The sequence below is a fragment of the Mongoliitalea sp. genome (genome assembly GCF_054166905.1).
In genome coordinates, this window is record NZ_JBSZCK010000015.1 from 101,273 (window position 1) to 114,455 (window position 13,183).

Here is a 13,183-nt window from a genome sequence, read left to right on the forward strand (position 1 = left end):
CTAAACTTTAGAAGCCAATTGATACACAGCCTTTTTTACCTCGGCTGCCCAGGCTGACTCTGTTTTGGATTTATCAAAATACTCGTAAGAAATTGGTTTTCCTACATGAATGGTAACTTTTTTTCCTCGTTGGGAAAACATCTCATCTGCTAAGTAGAACATTTCAATATTTGCCTGTATACCGATTTGTTTTCGAAACCTTGCCAAGTTGTAAAAAAAGTTGGAGTTTTTTCCTTCTATGTATACTGGAACAATGTTCTTTTTATACCGTTTCGCCTTGCTTACAAAGCTTTTATGCCAGTCCAAATCTTCTATTCCATGAGCCTGTTTTCTAGAGACCAAACCTGCTGGAAACACTAACACCGCATGATTTCCCGCATAAGTCTCCTCTATAAGTCTGCTTACATCTCGGCTATTAGTTCCATGTTTATTAACAGGAATAAAGATAGGCTCAAAATTTTTGATGTTGGTCAAAATATCATTGACTAGAAAACGGATATCTGTCCTATACTTTCCCAAGGCGTACATAAAAGCAATTCCGTCCATACCTCCCAAGGGATGATTCGCAGCGAAAATCACAGGCTCATCCAAAGGAATATTTTCTGCACCCGTAAGTTCTACCTGTACTCCAAACTCCCCTACTAAGGAATTTACAAAATCAAAGCCCTGCAAATGCCCTATATTAAACATAACCTGATTAATGTCTTTTTCATGCGCAATTCGCTTGATGTAAGACAATACAAAGCTCGGAAGCCATTTGTACAACTTTGGGTTTTTGTTTTTAATAACCTTTTCAATTTCTATAAAAGGCTTTTGAGCAGCTGAATTCATGTATTTATAGGTGTAAGCGATCAACATTCAGCTAAAGCACTGATTACCAAACCTATTATTCAACCTTACCTTGCTAATGATTTGGTTTTTTTGGCTTTTCTGAAATTTTGATGCTTTAAATCTACAAAATTTTAATTTTAGAGCAGCTTTTTTTGAAATGGAAAAATTTTGAATTGTGATTAAAATCTGCTAAATCTCCTTTATCTGCGAGAACATACGAAAACGAAAATCCCCGAGAACTTTTGCCCCCGGGGATGCTCGTTAAACAATGGTTGGTTGGACTAAAAATGAAGATTTTTTATGCGTCCTTGGGCATCACTGACCTGCACACTCAAATTTTCTAGCTTCATTTGGCGCAAATGGTAAACTCGAGAAAATGCGCCCGTTTCATTGACAGACTCTCCATAGACCTTTCTTCCATATTCATCCAAAATCTGTACTTTAGTTCCAGGTTCCTCTAAGCCAATCACTGTCAATTTGAATGAATCCTCATCCATTTGCTTAACATAAGCCATCAAGGGATATTCAATAATAGCTGATTCAGCAATCTGCACGTTGTGAATGCTTTGATTGCTAGGATCTTCTTTGCTGATTACAGCAACCTGATATTCTCCGCAAGGCAAAGCTGTTAAATCAAAGGGTACACGAACATCTCCCTGCACTCGAATGTTGCGCTGATATAATCGCTTGCCATTAGCATCTAAAATATGAACTTTTACTTTGCCAGCTCCTTCTTTCAAAGTGACTTGTACCTTTTTCTCTTTTGCTTGAACATTAGTCAAATTAGAGATACTTTCTTCTGAATTGTTTGCGAAGCTGCTAGTACCTAGTACTGCGGCTAAGGCGAATGTTAAAATCGTTTTCATATGTGGTTTTGTTTAAGTTGGTATGATTGGTATATGGCCAAATCTGTACCTAAAAAAATCACCACCATCGAAGCAGGTATCCACTCCTTTAAAAAATTATTACGCTAGCAAATCCTGCGTCTTATAAACATCCTCCGCAACTCCTAGAAACCGTCAGCTTTTGGGAAAAATCCTGTGCGAATCGTTCACTTTTGTGACAGAATTCAGTTTTCGGGATAAAAGTCTTCTCTTCCAAAGGTTGCATCTCGAAGATTCGATAATGAAAATTTAATTTGAAAAATTTTTTATGCCGATTTTTTCCATGCCAAGATTAAAAAAAACCTGTACGAAAGTGTACAGGTATTGTCCGAAAAATGTAAATAATCAGGTATTTAATAGTTTGTTTTTCAAACTCTTAACACGTTCCCCAATACTCATAATACTAATATCCAAATTTTCTGATGTTGCTTGGAGAAAATCCAACACCGCTCCAGCATGGTCAGTAGATGTTCCTTCTTTGATCGTTACATAGCGCATGGTGGTCCACAGGACAGTTTTAAGTTCCTTTTTGGTATCATCCGTCATGTAGTACTCCAAGACTACTGTATTATGATTATACCAAAGCAAGCGGCTCATGATGCGCACCCATTCCCCCACTCTTGCCGGGCGAACGTAAGAGATATTATGGTTATACACTACCCAGGCAGCTTTGTATTTGGTGATCAAGTCAATCATTTCCAAGCCATATAACTTCGGTACCTGATCTTCGCGGGCATTGAAAAAATAATCGAAATACTTGGCATTGTTTAAATGCTGCAAGGGATCGCAATCTTGAAAACGAATCACCACCCTGCTTTCTGTTTCCTTCGGATAGTGTTTTTCTGGGTTGTATTCAAACATGGTGTGAATTTTACGTGAAAATGGCTAATTTCATCGCCAAAGATACACTTTATGATGGATATCAACTGCGATTTAGGAGAAGGACTACTCAACGATGCATCGCTTATGCCTTTCTTACATTCCTGCAATATTGCCTGTGGTGGTCATGCAGGAGATGAAAAAAGCATTCGAGAAACCATCCTATTGGCAGTCAAGCATGGGGTAAAAATCGGTGCCCACCCCTCCTATCCTGATCGTCCCAATTTTGGTAGAAAGGTGATAGACATACCTTTGGAGGAATTGAAAATAAGCATTCTCAACCAATTGGCACTATTTGATACTTGTGCAAAAGCCTGCCAAACTCCTATTCATCATATCAAAGCCCATGGAGCTTTGTACAATGAATCTGCAAAAAATCCTGCATTAGCTAGCTTATTCCTAAGCTTAGTTCAAGCGCATTATCCAGGCATTACACTCTATGTTCCACCTCATAGCATTATAGCCTCAATGGCCCAAAAAGCAGGTATTCCGATTATGCTTGAAGTTTTTGGAGATCGAAATTACGAGTCTGATTATAGTTTGTTGGCGCGCACGCATCCACAGGCATTGTTTACCAATGTAAAAGAAGCTAAACCCCATATTGAGCTATTGATGCAGGGAAGTTTGCAAACAATAGATGGCAAAATTCTTCCCTTGAAAGGTGATACTTTATGCATCCATGGAGATAATCCTGGTGCATTATCCATTCTTCAATTCATACATGCCTATGCTTCCGGAAATTGAGTTCTTATGGATTCACCCCAAACTCCTAGAAATCCGCTGGGAAGCACGGATTGACCCAGATATTCTCAAAATGCAACTTGCTTTTTATCAATCTCTCGAAAAGAGTACTGCTGTTGATAATATCAGAATAGGTTATCATACACTAAGTATGCTATTTACCCAAGAGCAATCGAGAGTTCAGCGTCAAACATGGGAAGAGCAATTGATACAAATACCAATTGAAAATTTGGCATTTTCAAGCAATCAATGGGAAATTCCTGTGTGCTATGAATTGGGTAAGGATTTGGAAAATTTGGCCCAACTAAAGGGTTTAGCCATTGAAAAACTCATTGAACTCCATTCAAAAAGCACCTATTTACTTCACTTTTACGGCTTTTTACCGGGATTTATGTATTTAGGGGGATTGGATACGAGCTTGCATACTGACCGAAAAAAGATCCCTGACCCAGAGATTGCGGCAGGTTCGGTAGGTATTGGAGGTGCGCAAACAGGTATTTACACTGTTCCTTCTCCCGGAGGATGGCACATTATCGGCAAAACCCCTTTGGTACTATTTAACCCTGAGCAAGATGCTACAGGAAGACCGCAAATCGGAGACTACATAGTTTTCCGCTCTATTTCTATTGTTGAATACCAAGCATTAGTACAAGCTATCAACCAAGGAAACTATGAATGGACCCATAAATAAATCAATAGGTTTTCTTGAATTAGTCAAAGGAGGTTTGCAATGCAGTATTCAAGATAATGGTCGCAGAAGGCATGCCCAAAGGGGAGTTCCTTATTCTGGGGCTATGGACGCTTTTTCCTATTCCTTGGCCAATCACCTCTTGGAAAACTCTGCTCAAGCTGCGTGTTTAGAGATAGGTCCTGCGCCTGTGGTATTTCGTTTTCAAGCGCCATCTATTGCTGTACTTACAGGTGCAAAAGGCCTCTTCCTTCTTGATGGACTATCCATTCAAAGAAACAAACCTTTCCAAGTTGAAGCAGGTAGCATTTTACGCGTGGAATCTATTGAACGAGTAAATTGGCTTTATTTAGGTGTGAAAGAAGGTTTTCTAAGCTTAGAAGTATTGGGTAGCAGAAGTTGGTCCAAAGGAATTACAGAAGCTGTTACACTAAAAAAAGGAATGCAGCTCCCTTATTTTTCCCAAAAACCTAGAGTCAATTTTCCCACCCATTCCCGAATCAAAGAATACCTCACCGAAACCTCTGAATTACTATTGTATGCCTACCGAGGTCCAGATTGGAGATTACTACCAGCAGAAATACAAACAGCTATCCAAAATAATTTTTTCGAACTAGGTTTAAGACAAGATCGGATGGGGTTTGAAATCTTGGGTTTGCCACCAAATTCCTTGGCTCAGTTATTAACTGCACCTGTCTATCCTGGAACTGTTCAGTTGACACCATCGGGTAAAATGATCGCTCTCATGCGGGAAGCCCAAGTGACAGGTGGTTATCCAAGGGTTCTACATCTTGAAGAAAAGTCAATCAATCAACTCAGTCAATTAAGAGCTGGAGCTAAAATCCGATTTCACTTGATAGATTTTTAAACAAGCGGTCTTATTCTCACTTTCCAAGAAAAAGAAAAGGTTTTTTTACTCAGCACTTTATTTGAAATGTGGGATTTCCTATATTGAGCCATTACTTATATAAAACCAATAACCATGGACGCAACGCTTCAAAAGCAAATTTTAGCGCAAGGTATGGACCTTGCAAAAGTGGAAGAGCAATTGAAAAATTTTAAAGAAGGCTTTCCTTTTTTACCCATAGTAGATGCTGCAACTGTCGGCAACGGTGTTTTACAAGTTTCTGAAGAAAATTTGGCCTCACTACAAAAAAGCTACGATTCCAAAATCAGTTCCAGAGTGATCGTCAAGTTTGTACCTGCAAGTGGGGCTGCTTCTCGTATGTTCAAAGACCTTTTTTCTTTTTTGGACGGAGATGGGGATATCAGCAAGAGTGCATTTGTCCAGAAATTCATTCATCAAATCGATGGATTTGCTTTTAAATCCGATTTAGATGCAGCACTGAAAAATCAAGGTTCGTCCTTGGAAAGTGCCTTAGCTGCTAAAGAATATCAGCGAATTGTGGGTGCTCTGCTCGATGAAGATGGTTTGGGTTATGGGCAACTACCAAAAGGGCTTCTAAAATTCCACCATTACGAGGACAGAGATTGTACCCCTACTTATGAACATTTTGTAGAGGGAGTTATGTATGCCAAAGGTGCAGGCAATAGTGTTCGTATTCATTTTACCGTTTCTCCCGAACACGAAGAAAAATTTAAAACTGAGGTTGCTTCTATCAAGTCAGGCCTGGAAGCCCAGTATGGAGTTGAATTCCATGTAAGCTATTCTCAACAAAAGAAGTCAACCGATACCATTGCGGTGACTATGGATAATGAGCCTTTTGTTGAAGAAGATGGCAGTATTTTATTCAGACCAGCAGGTCATGGGGCCTTATTGGAAAACTTGAATGAGATAGAGGCGGATGTGATTTTTATCAAAAACGTGGATAATGTAGTTCCAGATCGATTGAAATCCACTACTGCTGATTACAAAGTAGCCATTGGAGGCATTCTGTTAGAAGTGCAGGAAGCGGTATTTAAAGCGTTGAAGAGTTTGGATTTGGGTGTTTCATCTGAGGTAGTTTCCGAGGCAGAACGTGTGTTGGAAGAAGTTTTGGGTGGTAAATTGCCAGCACACTACAGTGAATTATCTGATGAAGGCAAAGCACTTTACTTGCATCAAAAATTGAATAGACCTATCCGTGTCTGTGGGATGGTAAAAAATACAGGCGAGCCAGGCGGTGGTCCATTCTGGGTTCAGGAGGACGATGGCTCCCTTTCATTACAGATTGCAGAGACTGCTCAGATTGATTTGGACAATCCAGCTCACAAAGCCATTTTCCAATCATCTACCCACTTCAATCCAGTGGATTTGGTCTGTGCTACCAAAAATTACAAGGGTGAAAAATTTGATCTCCTCCAATTCCGTGATATGCGTACTGGCTTCATCACCGAAAAATCCAAAAGCGGCAGAGACCTTAAAGCGCTTGAACTTCCGGGTTTATGGAATGGTGCCATGGCAGGTTGGAATACATTATTCGTAGAAGTTCCGCTGATTACCTTCAACCCAGTGAAGACTGTAAATGACTTATTGAGAGCTGAGCATCAAGGAATTTTGTAGAGTTGGTTAAAGTTTGAATTGATATTTTGGATATTGGTTGATATTGGGATTTGTCTACAAAGTAAAAGGGGCGTTAGCCCTGAGATCCTAATCGGGTGGGTATGAAATTAGGTAGAAATATCGCTAAAATAATTTGACATATTATTTGGGATGGGTACAAACCTGTCAGGTATGCGAGGGAATGAGGGGTGAAAAAAGCAAATAAGTCTACCTAAAACCTGACAGGTTTCAACCCGAATGGCTTACATACAAATGGGATAAAAAACCTAGCTGTTTTTAAGATGAATTACAATTATGGGAAAAAAGAAATTGGTGGTTTTAACGGGGGCAGGTATATCTGCAGAAAGTGGCATCAGCACCTTTCGGGATTCTGGTGGACTTTGGGAAGGTCATGATGTCATGGAAGTAGCTTCCCCCGAAGGATGGCGGAAAAACCAGGAACTTGTCTTAGACTTCTACAATCAGCGGAGAAAACAAGCGGCCAGCTGCCAGCCGAATGATGCACATATAGAATTGGCTAGATTAGAGGAATTCTTCGATGTGCACATCATCACCCAAAACGTGGATAATCTGCATGAAAAGGCCAGTTCTACCCAAGTCCTGCATTTACATGGGGAACTCTTCAAATCTCAAAGTACCGCAGATCCTTCCCTCGTCTATGAAATAGATGGCTGGGAAATCAAGAAAGGAGATACCTGTGAAAAAGGAAGCCAACTTCGTCCTTTCATCGTATGGTTTGGGGAAATGGTTCCCATGATAGAGCCGGCAGCTGAATTGGTAGAAGAAGCGGATATTTTCGCTGTGATCGGTACTTCTCTGGCAGTGTATCCAGCTGCAGGGCTCATAGAGTATGCCAAAACAAACATTCCCAAATACTTGATAGACCCCAACCTCCCAAGTACACGCAATTACCTGCATTTGAAGAAAATTCCTGAAAAAGCAAGTATAGGTACCAAAATCATGTCTGAAGAAATCATCCGATTGTATGCATAAACGCGTTGCCGTGATTGGAGCGGGCCCTTCCGGGATAACCGCCATCAAAAACATCAAAGACCAAGGAATTGATGTTCAAGCCTTTGATCGTAATTTAGATGTAGGGGGAAATTGGATTTATTCTGAAAATGAAAGCCACTCTTCCGTCTTCGAAACCACCCATATCATCAGTTCCAAAACTCTTTCTCAATACGAAGATTTTACCTTTGACGATTTTGACCCAAATACCTCTGATTATCCTTCTCATGATGAATTGAGACGCTATTTTCAGGCTTATGCTAGGCATTTTGACTTGTATCCGCATATTCAATTTGAAACCATGGTTTTAAATTGTGCACGTTTGGAAAATGGTCATTGGCTCTTAACAGTGGAAAAAGGAGGCAAAGAATATCAAGAAGAATTTACTCATTTGGTAGTCTGTAACGGACATCATTGGAATCCCCGTTGGCCATCTTATCCGGGAGAGTTTACAGGTGAATTCTTACACTCCCACTCCTTCAAAAAAGCTACTCCATTTGCTGACAAACGAGTATTGGTCATTGGTGGTGGTAATTCTGCGTGTGACGTAGCTGTGGAAACCAGTCGTGTTAGTGCCTTTACTGCCATCAGCTGGAGGAGAGGCTATCGAATTATTCCAAAATTTTTCTTCGGCAAACCTTCCGATATCATCGGACAAAACAGTAATTGGATTCCTACCCCCATCCGGACTTTCTTTTTCGATGTCCTATTGAAAACCTTGGTTGGAGATAACAAACTTTATGGATTACGACCTGTAGAAACGAAATTTGGAGAAACGCATCCAACGATCAACGATGAACTTCTGTACAAAATCCGTCATGGAAAAGTGCATCCCCGATTAGATATCAAGCGTTTGGATGGTAAAAAGGTGATTTTCGAAGATGGACGGGAGGAAACATACGATACCATTATTGCCTGCACGGGTTATTACCTATCACATCCATTTTTTGACCGAAGTTTAATTGACTACAGTTCAGGCCCCGTTCCCTTGTACCTCAAAATGCTCCATCCTACCATGGACAATTTGTATTTTGTTGGCATGTTCCAGCCCTTAGGCTGTATTTGGCCAGGCGCAGAGCTCCAGTCCAAAATCATGGCTCGAGAAATTGCGGGTGTATGGAAAAGACCTGTCAACACTGCCGAATTGTGCCAAAAAGAAGTAGAAAACCCACATTACAAACAAATCAATACTCCAAGACACACCATCACAGTTGATGCACATCGATTTAAGAAAGAATTATTGGCACACTTGCCTGCCAGTTATGTGCAAAAGAAACCCCTTGAAACGGCTGTTCCAAGGGGTAGGTAAATCTCAATAACTATAGCGCTTACTTACAGAACTTCTCGATTGCTGTCGTTGCTTCAGGAAAGTTAAGCTTAGCGGCTAAGGCTAGATCATCACAACCAGCTTTTTTCTTGTCAGTAGCTAATTTCAACATGCCACGATAAAAGAAAGCTTCCGCAAAATCTTTATCCATTTTTATTGCTGTGGAATAATCCTTATACGCTTCATCCGTATTTCCTAGCTGATGTAGTGCTCTACCTTTCATGAAATAGGCCATAGCAGGTGCTCCAGGGGTTTCTACGGCATAATCTGCATATAATAAAGCATTGGTATGATTTTTTTGCTTTTGATACAGATTGGATAAACTTAGCATCACTTGTGTATTGCGTTTGTCTAGATTTAACGCTTCTAAGAAATCTTTTTCCGCTAACTCAAAATTTCCCAATTCTTCATAGGCTCTACCACGGTTGTAAAGGGCCTTAACATTTTTTGGTTTAGTCTCTAAGAAGGAAGTATAGGCCACGGTAGCAGCTTCATAATCTCCTCTTTTAAACAAGATATCTCCTTTTTCAGATTGGCTATCTGAAGAACAAGCTGCAAATACCAACAAGATTCCCAATATTAGCCAATGTGTACTCCAAACTCTTTTCATTTTCTTAATTTTAAACGGCTACATTATTTTCTCTCAATGCATCGTTTAAAGAGGTTTTTAAATCAGTAGATGCTTTTCGTTGCCCGATAATCAAAGCGCAAGGAACCTGAAATTCCCCAGCAGGGAACTTTTTGGTCAATGAACCAGGAATCACCACCGAGCGATCAGGAACGTATCCTTTATACTCCACAGGTTCAGCACCTGTCACATCAATTATTTTTGAACTAGCTGTCAAGGTAACACCTGCACCAATAACAGCTTCCTTGCCAATTCTCACCCCTTCAACGATGATAGCTCTTGAACCGATAAAGGCTCCATCTTCCACTATAACGGGAGCCGCTTGAACAGGTTCTAAAACTCCTCCAATTCCTACTCCGCCACTTAAATGAACATTTTTACCGATCTGTGCACAAGAGCCAACAGTAGCCCAAGTATCAACCATCGTGCCACTGTCTACGAATGCCCCGATATTTACATATGAAGGCATCATGACCACACCAGAGGCCAAATATGCCCCATATCGTGCCACTGCATGAGGAACTACGCGGACACCTTGCTTAGCATAGTTGGTTTTAAGGGCCATTTTATCATGAAACTCAAAAGGTCCCACTTCGATGGTATGCATCTTTTGGATAGGGAAATAAAGAATTACAGCCTTCTTCACCCAGTCGTTGACCTTCCAACTTCCATCTTCCAATGGTTCTGCACATCTCAACTTACCTGCATCCAAATCACTAATGACCGTCTTGATGGCGATTTCAACATCTTTTTCCTTTAATAACTCCCTGTTTTCCCAGGCTTTTTCAATTATGTTTTGTAATTCCATATTTTTGTGGGTATCCAAATTTTATTTCCTTGATTCAAATTGCCATCGCTTCTGTTCTGAAACCTGTTAAGGATGCTCGCTCATATCACAAGATGGCGCTTTCACTGCGTGAAAAAAGCAAATACTGTATAAACATCATAGGCTTTTCTTCAAAAAATGAAACTTCCGAGGAAAATATAAAGTTCAGCCCTATCCTAAATTCACCGATAAACTTATGGAATCGATTGCGGGCCATCTTCCGGTTTTTATCCACCCTATCAAAGCATCCTGCACAGATACTGATCGTTACCACCTGGGAATTACTTCCAGCAGCTGTATTGGGCAAAATTTTATATAAGTACAAACTAGTATACGATGTACAGGAAAACTATGCTAAAAATGTCCATTGGAACCTACCCAATCGAAGTTCTTTAAAAAAATACGTTCAACAATTGCTGATTCAAAGTATTGAAAGCTTTTCCAGACCATGGATTGATCACTATAGCCTAGCTGAGGAATGTTACTTGGAAGAACTCCCCCGTTTCAAACCTGCAACCGTGCTTCCAAACACTTTTTCAGGCGAAGAAATAACGAAAAGTCACATCCACATTCCAAAAAATAAACCCATTCGATTTCTTATCACAGGTACATTGACTGCAGTGTACGGCACCATAGACGGAATAAATTGGTTCAAAGCATTTCTTAAACATCATTCAAATGCTCAATTGATCATTTCGGGCCACTGCCCACTGAAGTATTTTGAACAAGAGTTAATAGATAGTATCTATGGAATGGAATCAATTGAATTGACCATCAGTCAAGAGCCCATTCCTTATACAAGTTTACTGAAACACTATGAAGAAGCGGATATGATATTGCTCCCCTATCATCTGATTCCAAGCATAGTCCCTAAAATTCCAAGTAAAATCTATGAGTGTTTGGCATTGAAAAAGCCCATGTTACTTCCTAAGAATCCTGTTTGGGAAGCATTGATTCAGCCCTATCAAGCGGGCATATGCCTGGATTTTATGGATCATACAGGCATTCCCCAGCTTATTGGAGGCATATTTCAAACAGATTTTTATTCAAAAGCCCATATTCCCGAAGCACTTTGGGCTCATTCAGAGGCTAGATTTTTGGAATTGATTGCCAGTTTTGAGTCACCCAAAATCAATTAAAGGCCAACTTTAACCCAATACCTGTAGAGGTGAACCCTGCATGTAGCTGCACATCTGTGGGCCTATGCCCCCTAGGCATGGAGGTATTCCAAATAGTCACTGCCAGGTTGGCATTTTTGTTAAAGCCTAAATCACACAAAACACTTCCTCCAATCAATGCAGCCCCTACGCCTAAATAGGCAGCTGTATCACTGAATGGTACACCTCCCAATAATCCACCAATACCCCAACCCAATACAAAGTATCCTGGATAAGACAGTACATTGGACCAAGTTCTGTTGGCTCTTGCCTTCTTCATGTACAGACTTGCTTCTTCATTTACACTCATGTAATTCCGAGCATCCTTAAAGCTAATATAGGTGCCGTTAAGAAAGAAATTACCCTGTCCGAAACTGATTTGATCATTGGCAAATTGAGCCTGTGTTGGAGCCTGCAATGCAAAGCTGATGAGAACAAGCATGAAGATTTTTTTCATAGAGGTTTTAGTTTATTCGAAAATACATGTCTGGAAAATTAAATCCTACGGTCTGTCAGATTTATTTGTTTCCACAGCTAATTCCTCAGGGAAACTGTGATACCTGGGGCTAAGTAGACCTTATTCACAGCTAGACAGCTTATCCACATAGCTGTGGATTATTATCCACTTTTTGGCCTATTTGGAAACCCAATTTTTCTCCATGGAAACTCCTGTAAAAATTGAATTTCCTAGCTTATTTGCAACAATCAATATTTTCATAATGCTGTTTTTCAATTAATTGCAAATTATTTTAGGTTCTTTGAAATCATTTTTTAGTCCACCCTAAAACCCTAAACACAGGTAATGAGAACTTATCCACAGCCGTTTTAGTCTACCCTCTTGTATTTTTTAGATTAATCTAAATCCTTATATTTGGTAAAAAATTACGCATGACACTTACCTACTCAGAAGAAAAATACCTGAAGGCGATCTATGAAGTATCTGAAGCTGGCAACCGAAGTGTGGCCACTAACGATATTGCAGCAACCACCAAAACCAAGCCTGCCTCTGTAACCGATATGCTCCGAAAGCTATCCGACAAACAGATGATTGAATACAGAAAATACTATGGAGTCAGTCTGACTGAGGATGGAAAAAAAGCTGCCTTGATGACCATTCGTAAGCAGCGCTTGTGGGAAGTATTCTTGGTAGAAAAACTCCGCTTCTCATGGGATGAAGTGGTGGAAGTTGCCAACGAGTTAGAGCACATCCAATCCCCTTTGATGGTTCGGAGGCTAGATGAATATTTGGGTTTTCCAAAATTTGACCCACACGGTGATCCTATCCCCGATGAATTTGGAGATGTCAAAGTAAGGCCAAGATTGGCAATTGCTGAAATGGATATAGATAGTAGTGGACAAGTTGTAGCCGTAAAAGATAACAGTCCTGCATTTTTACGTTACCTGGATAAAATTGGTGTGTACATCGGGGCACGCATCAAGATTCTGGAAAAAGTGGAGTTTGATGGTTCGGTGGAAATATTGGTGGATAACAAAAAAACAATTTTCATGTCCAAAGACATGGCGGTCAATATTATGATCATGACTTAAGTGTGGTAAACTTTTCCAAAGTTCTAGAGTGGATCAAGTGATTTACTTGGGTGATACGTATATCCAAAATCGGATGGAGATGAAGGAAAACTTTGGAAAAGTTCTCCTACTCCCATACAGCCAATAATTAAAAAAAACAGCCACCTCTACATGGGGCGGC

The 13,183-nt window shown here is 40.2% G+C and carries 14 protein-coding genes; 8 read left to right on the forward strand and 6 right to left on the reverse strand.

Translation table 11 applies throughout. The features are described from left to right. From ACXIUD_RS05495 to ACXIUD_RS05505, 3 genes are all read right to left on the reverse strand, one after another. Positions 1-831, reverse strand: coding sequence for a 1-acyl-sn-glycerol-3-phosphate acyltransferase (locus tag ACXIUD_RS05495; protein ID WP_458051619.1), 831 nt, complete (start codon positions 829-831; stop codon positions 1-3). 281 nt (positions 832-1,112) lie between these two features. Then, complete coding sequence (locus tag ACXIUD_RS05500) at positions 1,113-1,697, reverse strand: DUF3244 domain-containing protein (protein WP_458051620.1); 585 nt, start codon at positions 1,695-1,697, stop codon at positions 1,113-1,115. Positions 1,698-2,060: 363 nt separating this feature from the next. Further along, a complete protein-coding gene (locus tag ACXIUD_RS05505; protein ID WP_458051621.1) occupies positions 2,061-2,576 on the reverse strand; it encodes an acyl-CoA thioesterase in 516 nt (171 codons plus the stop codon). A 51-nt stretch (positions 2,577-2,627) separates the two neighbouring features. On the opposite strand from ACXIUD_RS05505, the gene pxpA reads away from it, so the two are divergent. From pxpA to ACXIUD_RS05535, 6 genes are all read left to right on the forward strand, one after another. Further along, positions 2,628-3,338, forward strand: a complete 711-nt coding sequence (pxpA, locus tag ACXIUD_RS05510; RefSeq protein WP_458051622.1) for a 5-oxoprolinase subunit PxpA — start codon at positions 2,628-2,630, stop codon at positions 3,336-3,338. Next, positions 3,274-4,026, forward strand: coding sequence for a 5-oxoprolinase subunit B family protein (locus ACXIUD_RS05515; protein WP_458051623.1), 753 nt, complete (start codon positions 3,274-3,276; stop codon positions 4,024-4,026). The genes pxpA and ACXIUD_RS05515 overlap by 65 nt, the downstream gene beginning before the upstream one ends. Continuing rightward, positions 4,007-4,891 carry a 5-oxoprolinase subunit C family protein gene (locus tag ACXIUD_RS05520; protein WP_458051624.1) on the forward strand — a complete coding sequence of 295 codons (885 nt, stop codon included), beginning with the start codon at positions 4,007-4,009 and terminating at the stop codon, positions 4,889-4,891. The genes ACXIUD_RS05515 and ACXIUD_RS05520 overlap by 20 nt, the downstream gene beginning before the upstream one ends. Before the next feature lie 114 nt (positions 4,892-5,005). Beyond that, complete coding sequence (locus ACXIUD_RS05525) at positions 5,006-6,526, forward strand: DUF4301 family protein (protein ID WP_458051625.1); 1,521 nt, start codon at positions 5,006-5,008, stop codon at positions 6,524-6,526. Between the two features lie 294 nt (positions 6,527-6,820). Continuing rightward, on the forward strand, positions 6,821-7,519 hold the full coding sequence (locus ACXIUD_RS05530; protein WP_458051626.1) for an SIR2 family NAD-dependent protein deacylase: 699 nt from the start codon (positions 6,821-6,823) through the stop codon (positions 7,517-7,519). Continuing rightward, positions 7,512-8,846 (forward strand): flavin-containing monooxygenase, encoded by a 1,335-nt coding sequence (locus ACXIUD_RS05535; protein ID WP_458051627.1) that lies wholly within the window; start codon positions 7,512-7,514, stop codon positions 8,844-8,846. Before ACXIUD_RS05530 ends, ACXIUD_RS05535 begins: the two co-directional genes overlap by 8 nt. Positions 8,847-8,865: 19 nt before the next feature. Here the strand turns inward: ACXIUD_RS05535 and ACXIUD_RS05540 are convergent, their stop codons facing one another. Beyond that, entirely contained in the window at positions 8,866-9,474 is a 609-nt protein-coding gene (locus tag ACXIUD_RS05540) for a tetratricopeptide repeat protein (protein WP_458051628.1), read from the reverse strand. A 10-nt stretch (positions 9,475-9,484) separates the two neighbouring features. Continuing rightward, complete coding sequence (locus ACXIUD_RS05545) at positions 9,485-10,300, reverse strand: 2,3,4,5-tetrahydropyridine-2,6-dicarboxylate N-succinyltransferase (protein ID WP_458051629.1); 816 nt, start codon at positions 10,298-10,300, stop codon at positions 9,485-9,487. A 224-nt stretch (positions 10,301-10,524) separates the two neighbouring features. On the opposite strand from ACXIUD_RS05545, the gene ACXIUD_RS05550 reads away from it, so the two are divergent. Continuing rightward, positions 10,525-11,457, forward strand: a complete 933-nt coding sequence (locus tag ACXIUD_RS05550; RefSeq protein ID WP_458051630.1) for a hypothetical protein — start codon at positions 10,525-10,527, stop codon at positions 11,455-11,457. On the opposite strand, the gene ACXIUD_RS05555 is transcribed toward ACXIUD_RS05550, so the two are convergent. Next, a complete protein-coding gene (locus ACXIUD_RS05555) occupies positions 11,450-11,932 on the reverse strand; it encodes a hypothetical protein (protein WP_458051631.1) in 483 nt (160 codons plus the stop codon). The two genes, ACXIUD_RS05550 and ACXIUD_RS05555, sit on opposite strands and share 8 nt — an antisense overlap. 431 nt (positions 11,933-12,363) lie before the next feature. Here ACXIUD_RS05555 and ACXIUD_RS05560 point away from each other — a divergent pair, with 431 nt between their 5' ends. Further along, entirely contained in the window at positions 12,364-13,023 is a 660-nt protein-coding gene (locus tag ACXIUD_RS05560; protein WP_458051632.1) for a metal-dependent transcriptional regulator, read from the forward strand. The last annotated feature ends 160 nt before the right edge of the window (positions 13,024-13,183 follow it).

Coding starts and splice junctions, on each gene's coding strand:
- ACXIUD_RS05495 (WP_458051619.1), bottom strand. CDS start 831: ATGAATTCAGCTGCTCAAAAGCCTTTTATAGAAATTGAAAAGGTTATT.
- ACXIUD_RS05500 (WP_458051620.1), bottom strand. CDS start 1,697: ATGAAAACGATTTTAACATTCGCCTTAGCCGCAGTACTAGGTACTAGC.
- ACXIUD_RS05505 (WP_458051621.1), bottom strand. CDS start 2,576: ATGTTTGAATACAACCCAGAAAAACACTATCCGAAGGAAACAGAAAGC.
- pxpA (WP_458051622.1), top strand. CDS start 2,628: ATGATGGATATCAACTGCGATTTAGGAGAAGGACTACTCAACGATGCA.
- ACXIUD_RS05515 (WP_458051623.1), top strand. CDS start 3,274: ATGGAGATAATCCTGGTGCATTATCCATTCTTCAATTCATACATGCCT.
- ACXIUD_RS05520 (WP_458051624.1), top strand. CDS start 4,007: ATGAATGGACCCATAAATAAATCAATAGGTTTTCTTGAATTAGTCAAA.
- ACXIUD_RS05525 (WP_458051625.1), top strand. CDS start 5,006: ATGGACGCAACGCTTCAAAAGCAAATTTTAGCGCAAGGTATGGACCTT.
- ACXIUD_RS05530 (WP_458051626.1), top strand. CDS start 6,821: ATGGGAAAAAAGAAATTGGTGGTTTTAACGGGGGCAGGTATATCTGCA.
- ACXIUD_RS05535 (WP_458051627.1), top strand. CDS start 7,512: ATGCATAAACGCGTTGCCGTGATTGGAGCGGGCCCTTCCGGGATAACC.
- ACXIUD_RS05540 (WP_458051628.1), bottom strand. CDS start 9,474: ATGAAAAGAGTTTGGAGTACACATTGGCTAATATTGGGAATCTTGTTG.
- ACXIUD_RS05545 (WP_458051629.1), bottom strand. CDS start 10,300: ATGGAATTACAAAACATAATTGAAAAAGCCTGGGAAAACAGGGAGTTA.
- ACXIUD_RS05555 (WP_458051631.1), bottom strand. CDS start 11,932: ATGAAAAAAATCTTCATGCTTGTTCTCATCAGCTTTGCATTGCAGGCT.
- ACXIUD_RS05560 (WP_458051632.1), top strand. CDS start 12,364: ATGACACTTACCTACTCAGAAGAAAAATACCTGAAGGCGATCTATGAA.